Origin of the sequence: Brenneria corticis (genome assembly GCF_003115855.1) — a bacterium.
Lineage (GTDB): Bacteria > Pseudomonadota > Gammaproteobacteria > Enterobacterales > Enterobacteriaceae > Brenneria > Brenneria corticis.
Window position 1 is genome coordinate 18,172 of the sequence record NZ_KZ819094.1, and the last position, 15,450, is coordinate 33,621.

The 15,450-nt window shown below is 53.1% G+C and carries 15 protein-coding genes, 1 tRNA gene and 1 pseudogene; 9 read left to right on the top strand and 8 right to left on the bottom strand.

Annotation, left to right across the window (positions count from 1 at the left end):
* Positions 1–155: 155 nt before the first annotated feature.
* Together fimA and DDT56_RS20395 are read right to left on the bottom strand one after the other, a co-directional pair.
* Positions 156–722, bottom strand: a complete 567-nt coding sequence (gene fimA / locus DDT56_RS20390) for a type 1 fimbrial major subunit FimA (RefSeq protein ID WP_136168223.1) — start codon at positions 720–722, stop codon at positions 156–158.
* Positions 723–1,436: 714 nt separating this feature from the next.
* Complete coding sequence (locus DDT56_RS20395; RefSeq protein WP_136168224.1) at positions 1,437–2,060, bottom strand: helix-turn-helix domain-containing protein; 624 nt, start codon at positions 2,058–2,060, stop codon at positions 1,437–1,439.
* A gap of 905 nt (positions 2,061–2,965) precedes the next feature.
* Between DDT56_RS20395 and gcvA the strand changes: the two genes are divergently transcribed.
* The 5 genes and pseudogenes from gcvA (at position 2,966) to DDT56_RS20420 (ending at position 6,401) form a co-directional block, all read left to right on the top strand.
* Positions 2,966–3,871, top strand: a complete 906-nt coding sequence (gcvA, locus tag DDT56_RS20400; protein ID WP_136168225.1) for a transcriptional regulator GcvA — start codon at positions 2,966–2,968, stop codon at positions 3,869–3,871.
* Positions 3,872–4,025: 154 nt separating this feature from the next.
* A pseudogene (locus tag DDT56_RS20405) lies at positions 4,026–4,253 on the top strand (EamA family transporter); the annotation flags it as partial.
* Positions 4,254–4,273: 20 nt separating this feature from the next.
* On the top strand, positions 4,274–5,164 hold the full coding sequence (locus tag DDT56_RS20410) for an oxidoreductase (protein ID WP_136168226.1): 891 nt from the start codon (positions 4,274–4,276) through the stop codon (positions 5,162–5,164).
* A gap of 663 nt (positions 5,165–5,827) precedes the next feature.
* Positions 5,828–6,082: a ribbon-helix-helix domain-containing protein gene (locus tag DDT56_RS20415; protein WP_136168227.1), complete on the top strand. Its 255-nt coding sequence runs from the start codon at positions 5,828–5,830 to the stop codon at positions 6,080–6,082.
* Between the two features lie 4 nt (positions 6,083–6,086).
* Entirely contained in the window at positions 6,087–6,401 is a 315-nt protein-coding gene (locus DDT56_RS20420; protein WP_136168228.1) for a type II toxin-antitoxin system RelE/ParE family toxin, read from the top strand.
* Between the two features lie 307 nt (positions 6,402–6,708).
* On the opposite strand, the gene DDT56_RS20425 is transcribed toward DDT56_RS20420, so the two are convergent.
* Complete coding sequence (locus DDT56_RS20425; protein ID WP_136168229.1) at positions 6,709–7,038, bottom strand: type II toxin-antitoxin system RelE/ParE family toxin; 330 nt, start codon at positions 7,036–7,038, stop codon at positions 6,709–6,711.
* Positions 7,007–7,243, bottom strand: coding sequence for a ParD-like family protein (locus DDT56_RS20430; RefSeq protein ID WP_136168230.1), 237 nt, complete (start codon positions 7,241–7,243; stop codon positions 7,007–7,009). The genes DDT56_RS20425 and DDT56_RS20430 overlap by 32 nt, the downstream gene beginning before the upstream one ends.
* 412 nt (positions 7,244–7,655) lie before the next feature.
* Between DDT56_RS20430 and DDT56_RS24860 the strand changes: the two genes are divergently transcribed.
* Positions 7,656–7,823 carry a hypothetical protein gene (locus tag DDT56_RS24860; protein ID WP_246856836.1) on the top strand — a complete coding sequence of 56 codons (168 nt, stop codon included), beginning with the start codon at positions 7,656–7,658 and terminating at the stop codon, positions 7,821–7,823.
* 102 nt (positions 7,824–7,925) lie between these two features.
* Here the strand turns inward: DDT56_RS24860 and DDT56_RS25260 are convergent, their stop codons facing one another.
* The 4 genes from DDT56_RS25260 to orn form a co-directional block, all read right to left on the bottom strand.
* Positions 7,926–8,378: a tyrosine-type recombinase/integrase gene (locus DDT56_RS25260; protein ID WP_470287758.1), complete on the bottom strand. Its 453-nt coding sequence runs from the start codon at positions 8,376–8,378 to the stop codon at positions 7,926–7,928.
* Entirely contained in the window at positions 8,362–8,697 is a 336-nt protein-coding gene (locus DDT56_RS25265; protein WP_470287759.1) for an Arm DNA-binding domain-containing protein, read from the bottom strand. The genes DDT56_RS25260 and DDT56_RS25265 overlap by 17 nt, the downstream gene beginning before the upstream one ends.
* Positions 8,698–8,924: 227 nt before the next feature.
* Positions 8,925–9,000, bottom strand: a tRNA-Gly gene (locus tag DDT56_RS20440).
* Positions 9,001–9,219: 219 nt separating this feature from the next.
* Complete coding sequence (gene orn, locus DDT56_RS20445) at positions 9,220–9,762, bottom strand: oligoribonuclease (protein WP_009111259.1); 543 nt, start codon at positions 9,760–9,762, stop codon at positions 9,220–9,222.
* Positions 9,763–9,941: 179 nt separating this feature from the next.
* Here orn and rsgA point away from each other — a divergent pair, with 179 nt between their 5' ends.
* From rsgA to mscM, 3 genes are all read left to right on the top strand, one after another.
* On the top strand, positions 9,942–10,991 hold the full coding sequence (rsgA, locus tag DDT56_RS20450; protein ID WP_136168231.1) for a small ribosomal subunit biogenesis GTPase RsgA: 1,050 nt from the start codon (positions 9,942–9,944) through the stop codon (positions 10,989–10,991).
* A gap of 78 nt (positions 10,992–11,069) precedes the next feature.
* Positions 11,070–12,029 carry an archaetidylserine decarboxylase gene (asd, locus tag DDT56_RS20455; RefSeq protein WP_136168232.1) on the top strand — a complete coding sequence of 320 codons (960 nt, stop codon included), beginning with the start codon at positions 11,070–11,072 and terminating at the stop codon, positions 12,027–12,029.
* A 60-nt stretch (positions 12,030–12,089) separates the two neighbouring features.
* On the top strand, positions 12,090–15,413 hold the full coding sequence (gene mscM / locus DDT56_RS20460) for a miniconductance mechanosensitive channel MscM (RefSeq protein WP_136168258.1): 3,324 nt from the start codon (positions 12,090–12,092) through the stop codon (positions 15,411–15,413).
* Positions 15,414–15,450 lie beyond the last annotated feature (37 nt).

Consider the following 15,450-nt stretch of genomic DNA (forward strand, 5'->3'; position numbering starts at 1 on the left):
AGCCGACGATACAGCGAGCCCCGTCACCATTCGCGGGGGCGGAACCAGGGAAACGCTGGAAGCGGCGATGGTCTTTTCCATAACGCCGTCTCTTCTGATAATCGGAAATGGCGCCGTCCCTGGCAGCCGTTCCTCGTCCCTGCATGTACCGATAGTTACTCGTACTTCATGGTAAAAGTGACATCCGCATCCGCTTGGCCCGCGGTAACGGCATCCAGCGTGGATTTATAACGCGCGTTGAAATTCAGGGTATTACCGCTGCCGTTGGTCAGCGTTTGCGCGTTGGAGTAAACGGCGCCGTTCGGCGACAGTACGGTGCCTTTACTGTCGCTGATTTCAATGCCTACGCCAGAAGCGGCGCCGGAGCTCCCGCCGCTAATGTTGCTGGTGGTCAGAACGGTGTTATCGCTGTTGTCGGACGATCCGCTAAAGGCAACGGAGGCCGTGGTGGATACTGTGGTATCGCAATCTTCAAGTTTGATCGTAAAAGGAACTTTACCGGAGTAAGCGCCTGCCGCAGCAAAGTTGGAGGTGCGATATTGTCCCAGGTTAACCGTCTGGTCGGCAGAGTTGGTGCTAACCGCACAGGCCGCATTAACGATCTGTCCTTTGAAATGCACAGTGCCTCCGGCAGCCGTAGTAGTAGCCGCCTCAGCCAGAGCGGCGTAACCGGCTGACAAAACGGACGCACCGATCAAAGCGCTGAGTAGAGTTTTACGCATAAGTCACGATTCCTTATTGCCAATAAAAGGCTAGGTAAATAGTCCAAAAATGAATGTGGCTTTCAACCACATGGGTATTTCTCACCAACCGAGATCTATCCGGCATCAATATAAAGGCACACCTGAACGGCTGACTTTATATAAAGCCAGAAGCGATGGAGTTGAGAAATCATTGCATGCACAGAATTTATCCTGCCTTTTAAGTATTTGCGGAAACAATAAATTTCGAGCGCCAGACCAAAATCGGAATAATGCGGATTAAAAAACCAATCAGCCGCGATGAGAACCTAAAAAACCGGATAAAAGCACCACAAAAAAGCATAAAAAAAGCACAAAAAACCAAACCAGCAGTAGTCTAGGGAGGTAATTAGCAGCATAAAAAATAAATAAATAGACCTCATATAAATATGCATGTTTTTTTATTGTTTCGTCATATAAACATTACCATAAAACACTTAACATTTCTGAAAAATAAAAAGTGAACTAATAAGACTGCAATCAATTTAAATAATTAAAAAAACCAGAAAACAATCAATATAAAAATACAATAGCAATAACTATTTCACGCAGCGTTACAATTACACAATGAATTTATTCTGGTAGGAAACCAATAGGCGGGAATAGTACGTGGGTTTACTTCGCATCAGGAAGAGAAAAGCGCAGCCCGCAAGGGGTGAATGCGAGGAAAAGCCGAATGCCGCCATCGACGGCGGTTCAGCAGACAACGGGTTGGCTAAAAGCTATTTTTTTCAACCGCCCGCGTTCTAACTCGATAAGTTTTTCCGCCTGCAATTTCTTTAACACCCTGAATATGGTGCTTTTAGAAAGCGAGGTTCTCTGGGCAATAAAGGTTAACGCGGTATAGCGCCGCCGGACATCCGGCGGCAGTTTGTTAAGCGAACGCAGCATATTTTTCACTATAGATACCGAATCGCCGTCGTTATCGGCACTAAAATCAATCAGAAAATGAAACCAGAAATTAACGATAATCAGAACATCATCAAATCGCTGATAGGCGGTAACCACCCGTAGCGCGATATTGAATGGCAAACATCTTATTTTGCCGTAGTCGACTCTTTCAATATAGATATCATCACTCTTCAATGCCGCCAAAGACCAGCCGACTATGGTCGGAGACAGGATCACCGAGATAACTTTGTTATCGCGGGTTCTTTTTATTAAAAATTCACCTTCATCGAGAAAATAGATAAATTGTTCACCAGAAGAACGAAGATGATAACGCCTTTTCCCTCTTACAACCTCCGAGGGTATTGCAGCATGCGCGTGGGGAGAAAGCATTTTTGTCAGACGAGAGATGGATTGCTCCGGATAAACCATGCCAGTGCCTTTGTCTAAATAAAAATAATCGTTATAAATTAAATGGACGCAGACAAAAATAAATAACCTGCCCAGCCCTAAAGATTTTCACTTACCTTTTTATAGGACTATCCCGACTGACCAAAGTGAAATCAAGTCCCCATAAACATCTCGTGACACTTCATATTATTGGTAAGTTAACTTTGTTGCTCTTTCCAGCCTCCCCTCCACATGCCGACGCGTGCACTCTGGCAGAGCGCATTTAAAGCGAGCAGGTCAGAAAGACAATCTTTATTCATTTTAGACAAATGAATGACATCGGCCTGACAGTCGAGGTCGCTGGGAAAAATAAAACAAAAGGCTAAAAACAATAAAAATTAACGGAGTAAATAGATTTATCCACTAAATAAAACAAAAAATAAAAACAAAAAAACCACAAACAAGCACCTGAGCGCAGCGCAAAAAAACACAAGCCAAGGCAAATTTTCATCGTCATATGAAAACCGATGTTAAAAAAATGCTTATATCCAGCTAAGCGTTTAAACATTCCTGTTACCCGTGGCGGCGGACGCTCTCGTTTTAACGGCAATGATTTAACCAAGCACGGAAAGGCGCAGTTAAAGGTGGTTCAGCGTATTTCGCTGGATGCAAAACAGAGAGATTACCATGTAAAATCAATAGGCTACATATTTTTCGGATGTCTATAGAAAAAATTGGAGCGGCAAACGAGACAAGCGTTGAGTAGCTAAGTCTTAGTTTATTAAAGCTAATTTGATACTTTCAGTATCAGTTAAGCCTTGAAGCTAACGCTGTACGACTATCCGTAATATTCCCGGTTGCTTTACTTATCACTCTGTCGCCGTATCTTTTGCAAAGGATCCGGCATATCGTGTTATGAGTGTTAGTTCATTAACAGGAACAGAGTGATGCGTGACCTCCCCCCTACAGCCACATTGCGCGCCTTTGAAGTCGCCACTCGCCACGCCACGTTTACCTCAGCCGCAGAAGAGTTATTTATTACGCAAAGTGCGGTCAGCCATCAGCTTAAAAGTCTGGAGGAAATGTGGGGGCTACAGCTTTTTCAGCGCGGTAAAACTTTGCGACTAACGCCTGCTGGCGCCGCACTCGCTCCCCTGGTGCGCGAATTCTTTAGCAAATTGGAAACCACGCTTGCCGACCTGCGTGAACAAAAAGGCCGGGTGCGTTTGCGCGTCAACACCACCTATTCTTTCGCGCTAAAGTGGCTGTTACCTCGCCTGCCAGATCTGGCACGTGTGCATCCGGAGATCCTGGTGACGATCGAAAGCACAGATAGCGCCATTAGATTCGCGAGCGAAGATGCCGATGTGGCGATCCGTTTCGGTCACGGTAATTATCCTGCTTTGCATTCGGAGTTTATGTTCCGGGAACAGCTCTTTCCGGTTGCCAGCCCGGCCCTTTTACAACGTTTAGGCGCCCCGAGTGACCCTGCCGAATTGCTGCGCTACCCGCTCCTGACGCGTGACGGTGCCGACCTGGTACCAAAATGGGACACATGGTTTAAGCAGGTCGGCGTGAATACCGATGTGCTCCACGAGAGCGTACGCTTCGCTGACACCAATATGACGATTGAAGCGGCGTTACTGGGTCAGGGCATTGCATTAGCGCGCAGCGGACACGTTGAAAAAGAAATCCGCGAAGGCAGCCTGGTGCGTCTCTTTGACATAACGTTCCCCTCACCTGCCGCCTATTACTTTGTCTGCCCGGGAGGCACTGAAACGCAGCCGCACATCCTAAAATTCCGCAGTTGGCTCCTCGCTCAATCACAACAGGCACAGCTTTGTTACGGTTAAAGCATGAGTCTTTGCTCATACCACGATGGCAACATTTCACTTCAAATCCGGGCAGGGGCTGTTTAGCATCAGCGCATGCCCACTCATATTATTTTACTGACGTTGTTCGCCGCCCTGCTGCATGCCAGTTGGAATGCCTTATTACGCGGCAGTGCGGACCGGTTTATTCAGTGCGGCGGCGGGGGGGCTGGTGTCGCTGATGGCTTACGGCATCATTATTTATGCGATGACGGCTGCACCGATGGGAGCCGTCTCAGCGCTGCGCGAAACCAGCGTACTGTTTGCCGCTGTACTGGGTTATCTGTTTCTCGGCGAAACCTTAACGCTGAGAAAAATGCTGGCGTGTACGGTGATTGCCGCCGGCACACTGATGATGGGTTAATCAAATCAGGAGAATACGAAATGTCTGACCATCCCACGATTGCTCTTATTGGTCCGGGTGCCATCGGTACCACCATCGCCGCTGTACTGCATGAAGTTGACCGCACGCCAGTCCTTTGCGGGCGCACCGCGCATCCGCGGTTAATTCTGCGTCACGATGATGGTGAAGTTGTGGTGCCAGGTCCGGTATTGAGTAATCCGTCAACGGTCACCCATCCATTCGATCTGGTCTTTGTTGCGGTGAAAACCACCCAGGTGGCTGACGGCGCCGACTGGCTGGCCGCGTTGTGCAATGAAAACACCGTAATATGTGCCCTGCAAAACGGCGTCGAGCAGAAAACCCTGCTGGAACCCTACGTCAACGGGGCAACTGTGCTACCTTCAGTCGTGTGGTTTCCGGCACAGCGCGAGCCGGATGCTTCAGTCTGGCTGCGCGCCAAACCGCGTCTGACGCTGCCGGATGTGCCGCAGTCACAACAGGTCGCTGATGCGCTCAGCGGCACGCGCTGCACGGTTGAGCTGTCAGCCGATTTTCTCTCGATAGCCTGGCGCAAACTACTTCAGAATGCAGTTGCGGGTCTGATGGTGCTCGCAAATCGCCGTGCGGGGATGTTCTCACGCGAAGACATAACACAGCTGGCCCTGGCTTATCTGCGTGAATGTCTGACGGTAGCGCGTGCGGAAGGTGCGGTACTTCACGATAACGTTCCGCAGGAGATCGTTGACGGTTTTCAACATGCGCCTGCGGATTTAGGCACCTCTATTCTCGCCGACCGACAGGCCAACCGCCCACTGGAATGGGATATACGTAACGGCGTGGTACAGCGTTATGGTTGCTCACAGGGTATTCCTACACCCATTAGCGACATCCTGGTACCGCTGCTGGCGGCGGGAAGCGAGGGGCCGGGTTGAAGTCGTTAACTACAGGAGTGCTTGCAAGACAATGACACCCTGAATCGCCACAGGTTTGAGCGATATATCCAGACTATTAAGATGATTAAAATAGTGCCCGATACAAGATGCGACGGCATGCCTGCTCCTCTGTAAGCACACCCGTTTTAGTTCCACGAACTTATAAGGAGGCACCTATAACGCACCCGATTTTCATGTACTAATTTGTGTACTACTTAGGCGTGGTTGACGGTGGTTTTCAGCGGGTTTCGCTGGATGCTCAACAGAGCGATTAGCCTGTTGAATCAGAGGGCTACAGACTTTTCTGGATGTCTATAGAACAAGAATTGGAGCGGGAAACGAGACAAACGCTGAGTTGCTAATTCTTGGTTTATTAACGCTAATTCGATACAGTCATTATCAGTTGAGCCTTGAAATTAGCCTTGTTTTGGGAACTGGTCAAGTTAACGAGTTAACAGCGCCTTTAGGCAGCCATCAAAGCTCAATCGCCCTTCCCGATTAATATTATCCCCGCGCCAAACACAATATGCCAATGTTTCATAACCATATGAAAATATGAGTTTTTATTCATATAATTTACACCTTATGGCATAGGGTCCGACGTTGTTTTTGTATTGTTTTTTGATTATATTCAATACGTAATTCATCAATGAGGTACACACCATGTCCCGAACCACGACAATGACCGTTCGCCTCAAAGGGCCGCTGAGCGACTTCGTGGCCGCCAACGTAGGCGAAAACGGCGCTTACGACAACGTCAGCGAGTACGTCCGAGACCTGATCCGCCGGGACAAAGAGCGGGTGGAGGCGGAAGCATTCGAGCGGCTTAAAGCGGAACTGACTAATGCCTTTGCTGCACCAGAGTCTTCATACGTATCCCTGACCGCTGCCGATATCATTGCACGCAACAAGGCCTGACCGTATGGCTAATGTTCGCATACAAGAAACCGCCTCTTATCGTCTTGACGAGATCTACCGATACACCCGCGAACGATGGGGTGCAGAGCAAGCGGATAACTACATTACCGGCATGTTTCAGGCATTTACCAGGATAGAGCCACATGAAGTCATATCGCGACCGATACCCGCCGAATTTGGAGTAGAAGGTTTCTTTTTTCTCTACGAGCAACATATTGTCTACTGGCGCAGACTATCAAACGGAGACATCGGTATCGTGACGGTTCTACACGAGCGGATGCATCAGATTGATCGGTTTCGAGAGAACTTTGGAATTTGATGGCGGCTTAAATGTGGTAATTAAAGTACGCCAAAATCGCTTGGTGTTAACATTAAGTGTTGTGCTGGCTCATACTTAATCTCACATATTGCTATTCTGAGGCAGATTATATTTGACCGTCAGTTCAGTGCCAGGAGCAGACGCTGCTTACATCTGTCTGTGTTAATCAATGGAGAGCAGATCAAATATGGGGTGTGGTGGGATAAGGCGGCGCTGTGGTTTCGGGCGATGGGAACTGTTTCCCTCATTGATGAGGGAATCACGGGATAACTCGCTGTTTTAAACAGCTGAATTTGCTTACTCAACTTTACCCGATTAGTTTCAGGTCGGCTTTGCGGTGCCGCTTTTGCTCATCGTAGTAATTCTCATGCGTGCCCAAACTCAGGAGGTAGATTTCCAGTTTCTGGTCCAGCCATGTGTAGCCGAGCAGGTATTGTTGCTTCCCCATGTAAAACTTATGCACCCACAGATAGCTGAGATCGCCTTTCTTGCGTTCGCCTATCTCCGGGTTTGCGATGATGCGATCAATCTCTTCATCAACGTTGTCCTGCTCCCCTTTGTTCAGGCGTTTAAAAGCTTTCTCAAAGCGACTTGACTGGTAAACCTCAATTTCCTGCTCTGTCTTTTCTGCGCACATACTTCTTCATTCTCCCGTTGTCCATTTCTGATTTCGCCAGCAGGATTTCGTTGATGAAGGAAAACGGCAGATCGGGGTTGTCCTCAGCAATGCGGCCAATCTTAGCCCAGTGCTCAATCTGCTTGGGCACGCTACGGCTCATCGCGTCTGCGTATGTTTTCACTTCTTCAACAAAATCATCATCTAAGCGGATACTTGTTGCCATTTTAAACCTCATGATGTAGTCACCCGTGCCAGTAAGGTATTGGGGTGGTTTCAATCGATACGTCAGTGTTTGACGCACTACAGACAAGATTATGCGACAAATTGTCGCATAATGCAACTTAGTGACGCACGAGGCTAGCTTGCTGGTTGGTTAGCTGTGTCCGCTTCACGCTCTTAGCCGACAGTCAGATTTAGCCGCACCTTACCTATCTGAGAAAGAATCATGCTCAAAACCCGATTCACACCAAATAATACTGTTCTTTCTTTACCCTCGACGTTAGCAGATAACGCTGTCCCCGCCCCTGCATTTAGCGTTTATTCGATCTGCGCCAACGTCAATCCCGGCGCAGAAAACCTATATCCAGCAGCGGCATCTGTATGACGGCCAGTGCAAAAACGCCGGGCTAAGCGGCATGCAAGGTTTACTCCATCGTTACGCCCAGATGCGCTATGAAACCCTGACCGGCTGGCTGGCCCCCGCTGCCGGTGGTCCCGGTTATGACCAATTGAAGCCGGAGCAACAAGCCATCGACCGTGAGGCGCGGCAAATCATTAGTCGGGAACTGGGGCATGAAAGATGACAGATCGTAGCGCAAATACCGTGGCCGGTTAGTTGTTCCGCATACCCCATACGGCGCAGCGCGCCATTAAGCGTATTTTCACTGATACGTTTCTTTAAATCGCTACGATGGGTCAGCAGATATTTTTGAGCCGGTTTCATCTGCGCCAGCAGATGATGCACAATGTCGAGCGGGTAACGGCACAACGCATGGCGGAATAGCCTGAGCTTGTTTACCGTGCCTGCGCATAGCGTTCTGCAGCTGCTTTATATTCTCCGGCGGGATGATCCATAGCTCACGCTTCAGATCGAACCGATCCGGCGTTGCCAGCCGCAGTTCTCCGGTGCGAACCCCTGTCAATAGCAACAGCCGGATGCCAAGCTGCGTTTGCATATCGCCTGCGTAGTTGCTCAGCGTCTTGAGTAACGGCGGCAGCTCGTGGATAGCGAGATAGGGATTATGCCTGACAGGTGGTTTAGGGGCCGCCACTACGTCCAAATCCGACGCCGGGTTAGTTTCCAGCCCTTCAATTTTCACCAGCGCAAAGCGAAACAGCTGGTTAAACCACGTACGCACTTTTTCCGCGATGGGCTTTAAAGCTGTGTCCGGCGGCCAGACGCGCGGCCTGCCGCTTTTGTTTGCGAACAGTACAGGGGTTGATGCCTTTAGCCAACAGCTCGCGAGCTTCATCGCGCAATGCGCGCGCTTTGCGTAAGCCGATTGCAGGATAACGGCCCAGAGAGAGGCGCTTCTGTTTACCCAGCCAGTAATAGCGAAAATGCCATGACTTACCGCCCACCGGCGAAACAACCAGACCGAGGCCATCGCAATCAGGAAGATAACAGGTTTTACCGTTGGCTTTAGCCTGCCGGATAATAAGATCGGAAAGTGCCATGACAAGAGCTCCAGGTTGAGACTCAGGCTCTATGCTTGTCATTGCCTTTATTTGATCCCAGCAACAATCCGGAACGCGTTGCCACCCTGTTTTTTTGGCCTCAATTCTGGCCTTAAAAAGGCTGGCCGTGGGTGGTTTTCAATGGATTGCTTTGGAAACAAAAAAAGAGCTTTTCGCTCTTTTTTCATAGACCTACAGACATCGGTGGACATCTATAGAAAAGAAATTGGAGCGGGAAACGAGACTCGAACTCGCGACCCCGACCTTGGCAAGGTCGTGCTCTACCAACTGAGCTATTCCCGCTCGGGAAGTGGCGTACGGATACAAAATTGTGTATCGGTACGGGGTGCGCATTATACGAAAAATCCTTTCGACCGCAAGCCCCCGAATATGAAAAACCATCTGACTGCCGATAAAAAGAGCAATTCGCGCTAAAACGTTCATCCATCAGCATACGGCGCGTCGGGCCGGTTTTCCGCCCGGCCGGCTCGCCGAACGCCCTCTGATACTGCCCAAGCCGGTCTAAAGTTGAATAAAGTGTTCGCGGTAATAAGCCAGCTCCGCCAGCGACTCGCGGATATCATCCATCGCCTGGTGGGTACCCTGCTTTTTAAAACCGGCCAGGATTTCCGGTTTCCAGCGGCGCGCCAGCTCTTTCAGCGTGCTGACATCCAGATAGCGATAGTGGAAGTAGGCTTCCAGTTCCGGCATATAGCGAAACAGAAAACGGCGATCCTGGCCGATGCTGTTGCCGCAAATGGGCGATTTGCCCGCCGGCACCCATTTTTGCAGGAAGGCCAGCGTTTCCAGCTCCGCCGCGCGATCGTCCACCTTGCTGGCCTTAACGCGGTCAATCAGACCGCTGGCGCCGTGGGTGCGCACATTCCAGTCGTCCATCAGCGCCAGTTGGCTGTCAGGCTGGTGTACCGCCAAAACAGGCCCCTCGGCCAATACGTTGAGGTTGGCGTCCGTCACCAGCGTTGCAATTTCAATAATGCGATCCCGCTCGGGATCCAATCCCGTCATTTCAAGATCGATCCAGATTAGGTTGTTTTCATCTACCATCGTAGGTATTCCTGTTTAGCCTGTGCTGTTGCCCGCCGGTTGACGACCATGGCGCGTCAATCCAGAACACCAGGTTTAAGTGACCAGCATTAATCAAATAGGGTGTTATTATAGTCGCTGCTATCTCCATGGGCGATAAACAGCGTCGTGGCGATCATAATAGTATTAAGTGAGGCTCAGTGAGCAAAAAGAAACTGTCGAAAGGTCAACAACGCCGGGTCAGCGCCAATCACCAGCGCCGCCTTAAGCATTCCGAAAGCAAGATCGTATGGGAAGATAGCCAGCTGGGCGAGTCTCAGGAGGGCATTATCATCAGCCGATTCGGTATGCATGCCGATGTGGAAGCCGCAGACGGCGTGGTGCATCGCTGTAATATCCGTCGCACCATTAAGTCGCTGGTCACCGGCGATCGCGTGGTGTGGCGCGCCGGCAATGAAACCCTGTCCGGCATCAGCGGCATTGTCGAAGCCGTTCACCCGCGCCGTTCCGTGCTGACCCGTCCCGATTTCTATGACGGCGTGAAACCGATCGCCGCCAATATCGATCAGATCGTGATCGTTTCCGCCATTCTTCCCGAGCTGTCGCTCAATATCATCGATCGCTATCTGGTCGCCTGCGAAACGCTGGAGGTCGAGCCGCTGATCGTGCTCAACAAGATCGATCTGCTGGATGACGAAGCTCGGCGCTTTGTCGACGGCCTGATGGATATCTACCGCGCCCTCAACTATCCGGTGATTATGGTGTCAAGCCATACGCAGCAGGGCATTATCGAGCTGGAGCAGGCGCTGACCGGTCGCATCAGCATCTTCGCCGGACAGTCGGGGGTGGGCAAGTCCAGCCTGCTCAACGCCCTGCTGGCGCTGGAAGAAGAACGTATTCTGGTGAATGAGGTCTCGGATAACTCGGGGCTGGGGCAACATACCACCACCGCCGCCCGGCTGTATCATTTCCCGCACGGCGGAGATGTTATCGACTCGCCCGGGGTGCGTGAATTCGGTCTCTGGCATCTGGACCCCGATCAGATTACCCAGGGTTTCATTGAGTTTCGCCAATACATCGGCAGTTGCAAATTCCGCGATTGCCGGCATGAGAACGACCCCGGCTGCGCGATTAACGCGGCGCTGGAACGCGGCGAAATCGCCGCCGAGCGCTTTGATAACTACCATCGCATTCTGGAAAGCATGGCTCAGGTAAAAACGCGTAAAACCTTTTCCGATACGGATAACTGACATTTATCTTATCCATCGCTACAATGCGCCGCCTTTATCCCCTATTTTATGGCGCATCACTAATCCAAGAGGCTCACTGTGCTGGATCGCATCAAAATCAAATTACAGTATTGGCTGCCCAAAATCTGGCTGACCCGTTTGGCCGGCTGGGGAGCGGATAAACCGGCGGGCAAACTCACCAAGCTGGCGATCGATCTGTTCGTCCGCTACTACAAGGTCAATATGCAGGAAGCGCAGCAGCCGGATACCGCCGCTTACCGCACCTTCAACGAGTTTTTTGTCCGTCCGCTGCGCCCCGACGTCCGCCCGGTGGACGCTCACGCGCAGCGACTGGTACAGCCGGCCGACGGCGTGCTGTCTCAGTTGGGCGCCATCGCCGACGGCAACCTGATTCAGGCCAAAAATCACCATTATTCGCTGGAAGCGCTGCTGGCGGGCAACTACGTCATGGCCGACCTGTTCCGCGACGGCCTGTTCGCCACCACCTATTTATCGCCGCGCGACTATCACCGCGTCCATATGCCGTGCGACGGCGTGCTGCGGGAAATGATTTATGTGCCGGGAGATCTGTTCTCCGTCAATCTGCTGACGGCGCAAAACGTGCCCAATCTGTTTGCCCGCAACGAGCGCCTTATCTGCCTGTTCGACACCGCATTCGGCCCGCTGGCGCAGATTCTGGTCGGCGCCACCATCGTCGGCAGTATTGAAACCGTCTGGGCGGGCGTGGCGACGCCGCCGCGGGAAGGCATCATCAAACGCTGGACCTACCCGCAGGCGGGCGAGGAAGGCGCGGTCGTACTGGCGAAGGGCCAGGAAATGGGACGCTTTAAGCTGGGCTCCACGGTGATCAACCTGTTCTCATCCAGCCGGATTCAGTTTTCCGCCCACCTCGATTGCCTGAGCGTCACCCGCGTGGGCGAACCTTTCGCGGAAGTGCGGGATAATGAACCGGCGGACGACGCCATAGAAGAGACGTCCGGGCCGCTTGCGCGCCCTGATGCGGATACCAACGCCGGCGCCACGGACCATCCGGGTTGAAGCCCCGCGGCGCCGTAAATAATCACCCCGTTATTGTGGTAAATGAAAGGTAGGATGAACGTGCGTCTGATTGTGACTTTTCTGCTGGGATGTTTATTATCAACCGCCTCGCTCGCCGCTCCGGTGCCCAGCGAGGCGCAGTTACGCCAGCAATTACAACAGGCGGAAGCGAACAAAGGCGCCGCCGATCAGACCGAAATCGTCGAAGAGCTGCAGTCCGCTCTGAGCGCCATGCAGGAGCGAAAAGAATCTCGCGAGCGCGCGGCGCAGTATCAACGCGTTATTGATGATTTTCCCAAGCTGGTGCAGGAACTCCGCCGGCAGATAACGGCGGAAGACGAGAAGCCGTCGACCATCTCGGAGAATCAATCCGTCAACGATCTCGAACAGCAGATCCTGCAAACCAGCAGCCAGCTATTGGAGCAGGCCCGCCAGCTTCAGCAGGAGCAGGAACGGCTGCGGGAGATCAGTGATTCCCTGGGGCAGCTTCCCCAGCAGCAAACCGAAGCCAGCCGTTCGCTCGGCGAGATAGAAAGCCGCATCCAGTCGCTGGGATCGCCGACCACCCCGCTGGGGCAGGCGCAGTTAGCCGCGCTGCAGGCGGAATCCGCGCTGCGTAAAAGCCGGGTTGACGAGCTGGAGCTGGCGCAGCTGTCCGCCAGCAGCCGTCAGGAGCTGTCCCGCCTGCGCGCCGAACTGTATAAAAAACGTCATGACCGCCTGGATACCCTGCTGCAGGGGTTACGCAGCAATATCAACAGCCTGCGCCAACGGGAAGCGGAGCAGGCGCTGGAAAAAACGGAGCTGCTGGCGGAACAAAGCGGCAGTTTGCCTTCCGCCATCAGTTCACTGCTGACCATCAACCGCGAGCTGTCCATGGCCCTGAATCAGCAGGCGCAGCATATGGACCTTATCGCCTCGCAGCAGCGTCAGGCCGCCACCCATACTCTGCAGGTGCGTCAGGCGTTGAGCACCATTCGCGAGCAGGCGCAGTGGTTGGGGGTTTCTCCGGTACTGGGGGAAACCCTGCGGGCGCAGGTGGCCCGACTGCCGGAAATGCCCAAGCCGCAACTGCTGGACAGCGATATGGCGCAGTTGCGCGTACAGCGCCTGCATTTTGAGGAGCTGATTAATAAGCAACACGATGTCGACCAGGCAAAACAGGATGACGGCACGCCGCTCACCAATACCCAGCAACGCATCCTGACCGACCAGTTGCGCACCCAGCGCGATCTGCTGACGTCGCTGATTTCCGGCTGCGACACGCAAATCCTCGAATTGACCAAACTCAAGGTGGCCAACAATCAGCTGCAAGACGCGTTGAGCGAAACCCGGGAAGCGGCGCACCGCTATCTTTTCTGGGTGGCGGATGTCGATCCCATTACCTTTTCCTACCCGCTGAAGCTGGTGCAGGACCTCACCCGCCTGCTGTCGCTGGATACCCTGACCCAGCTCAGCAGCGCCATGGTGATGATGGTCACCAGCCGGGAAACGGTGATCCCGCTGCTGGGGGCGCTGTTGCTGGTGGGGTTCAGCATCAGTTCCCGTCGGCATTACCATGCGTTTATGGAGCGAGCCAGCAGCCGGGTGGGGAAAGTAACGCTCGACCATTTTATGCTGACGCTGCGTACCGTGTTCTGGTCGATTCTGGTGGCGCTGCCGCTGCCCGTGCTCTGGGCCGCGCTGGGTTACGGGTTGCAAAACGCCTGGCCCTATCCGGTGGCCGTGGCTATCGGCGACAGCGTAACCGCCACGGTGCCGTTAATGTGGGTGGTGATGATCAGCGCGTCGTTCTCCCATCCTCAGGGGCTGTTTATCGTCCACTTCCGCTGGTCGCCGGAACGGGTCGCCCGGGCGATGCGCTACTACCGGCTGTCGATTGCCTTTATCGTGCCGTTGATCATGGCGCTGATCACCTTCGATAAGCTTAACGATCGCGAATTCTCCAGTACCCTGGGGCGCCTGTGCTTTATTTTGCTTTGTCTGGCGCTGAGCCTGGTCACCACCGGTCTGAAACGGGCCGGCATTCCCCTTTATCTGGATAAAGAAGGGTCGGGAGAGAATTCCGTCAACCGGGCGATGTGGAACCTGCTGATCTGCGCGCCGCTGGCGGCCGCGCTGGCGTCCTGCATCGGCTATCTGGCTACGGCGCAGGCTCTGCTGGTGCGGCTGGAAACCTCGGTCTCCATCTGGTTCTTTCTGCTGGTGGTTTATCATATTATCCGCCGCTGGATGCTTATCCAGCGGCGGCGTATCGCCTTCGACCGCGCCAAAAACCGGCGCTCGGAGATTCTGGCGCAGCGCGCGCGCGGAGAAGAGGACGCGCCGTCCGGCGCCTCTTATGAGAGCGGTTCGGAAGCCATTGAAGAACCGGTGGTGGATCTGGACGCCATCAGCGCCAAATCCTTGCAGTTGGTGCGCTCTATCCTGACGCTAATCGCGCTGGTTTCGGTGATTGTGCTGTGGTCGGAAATTCATTCCGCGTTCGCTTTTATGGAAAATATCAGCCTGTGGGACGTCAGCAGTACGGTAAAAGGCGTCGAAAGCGTACAGTCCATCACGCTGGGCTCGGTGCTGATCGCCGTGCTTATCTTTGTCATCACCGCGCAGGTGGTGCGTAATCTGCCGGCCCTGCTAGAACTGGCGCTGCTGCAGCATCTGGCGCTTTCTCCGGGCAGCGGCTACGCCATCACCACCATCAGCAAATATATTCTGATGCTGATTGGCAGCCTGATGGGGTTTTCCCTTATCGGCATCGAATGGTCCAAACTGCAATGGCTGGTGGCCGCGCTGGGCGTCGGATTGGGCTTCGGCCTACAGGAGATTTTCGCCAACTTTATCTCCGGGCTGATTATTCTGTTCGAGAAGCCGATCCGCATCGGCGATACGGTCACCATTCGCGAGCTCACCGGCAGCGTGATGCGCATCAATACCCGCGCCACCACCATTTCCGACTGGGATCGCAAAGAGATTATCGTGCCGAACAAGGCCTTTATCACCGAGCAGTTTATCAACTGGTCGCTGTCCGATTCGGTAACGCGCGTGGTGATGACCGTTCCGGCGCCGGCGGATGCCGACAGTAAAGAAGTCACCGAGTTGCTGAAGGACGCGATTAGCCGCTGTTCGTTGATCCTGGATACGCCGGAGCCTGAAGTCTTCCTGGTTGACCTGCAACAGGGGATCCAGATTTTCGAACTGCGTATTTTCGCCGCCGAAATGGGCCACCGCATGCCGCTGCGCCATGAGCTGCACCAGCTGATTCTGGAAAATTACCGCAAGAACAATCTGGTGATGCCGTTCCCGCCGCTTCAGGTACGGATGGAGAGTTTATCGCGCAATAGAAAAACGTTGACCTCCAGTAACCGCACGGCGGGAAGCCTGTAATAAAGAAGGGATCGGCCGGGTGCGACAGCGCGCGCCC

Excerpts from the sequence above, each read along its gene's own strand:
- DDT56_RS20415 (WP_136168227.1), top strand. The coding sequence starts at position 5,828 with ATGTCCCGAACCACGACAATGACCGTTCGCCTCAAAGGGCCGCTGAGC.
- gcvA (WP_136168225.1), top strand. The coding sequence starts at position 2,966 with ATGCGTGACCTCCCCCCTACAGCCACATTGCGCGCCTTTGAAGTCGCC.
- orn (WP_009111259.1), bottom strand. The coding sequence starts at position 9,762 with ATGGTAGATGAAAACAACCTAATCTGGATCGATCTTGAAATGACGGGA.
- DDT56_RS20395 (WP_136168224.1), bottom strand. The coding sequence starts at position 2,060 with ATGGTTTATCCGGAGCAATCCATCTCTCGTCTGACAAAAATGCTTTCT.
- DDT56_RS20420 (WP_136168228.1), top strand. The coding sequence starts at position 6,087 with ATGGCTAATGTTCGCATACAAGAAACCGCCTCTTATCGTCTTGACGAG.
- DDT56_RS20430 (WP_136168230.1), bottom strand. The coding sequence starts at position 7,243 with ATGGCAACAAGTATCCGCTTAGATGATGATTTTGTTGAAGAAGTGAAA.
- DDT56_RS20410 (WP_136168226.1), top strand. The coding sequence starts at position 4,274 with ATGTCTGACCATCCCACGATTGCTCTTATTGGTCCGGGTGCCATCGGT.
- DDT56_RS20425 (WP_136168229.1), bottom strand. The coding sequence starts at position 7,038 with ATGTGCGCAGAAAAGACAGAGCAGGAAATTGAGGTTTACCAGTCAAGT.
- fimA (WP_136168223.1), bottom strand. The coding sequence starts at position 722 with ATGCGTAAAACTCTACTCAGCGCTTTGATCGGTGCGTCCGTTTTGTCA.
- DDT56_RS24860 (WP_246856836.1), top strand. The coding sequence starts at position 7,656 with ATGCAAGGTTTACTCCATCGTTACGCCCAGATGCGCTATGAAACCCTG.
- DDT56_RS25265 (WP_470287759.1), bottom strand. The coding sequence starts at position 8,697 with ATGGCACTTTCCGATCTTATTATCCGGCAGGCTAAAGCCAACGGTAAA.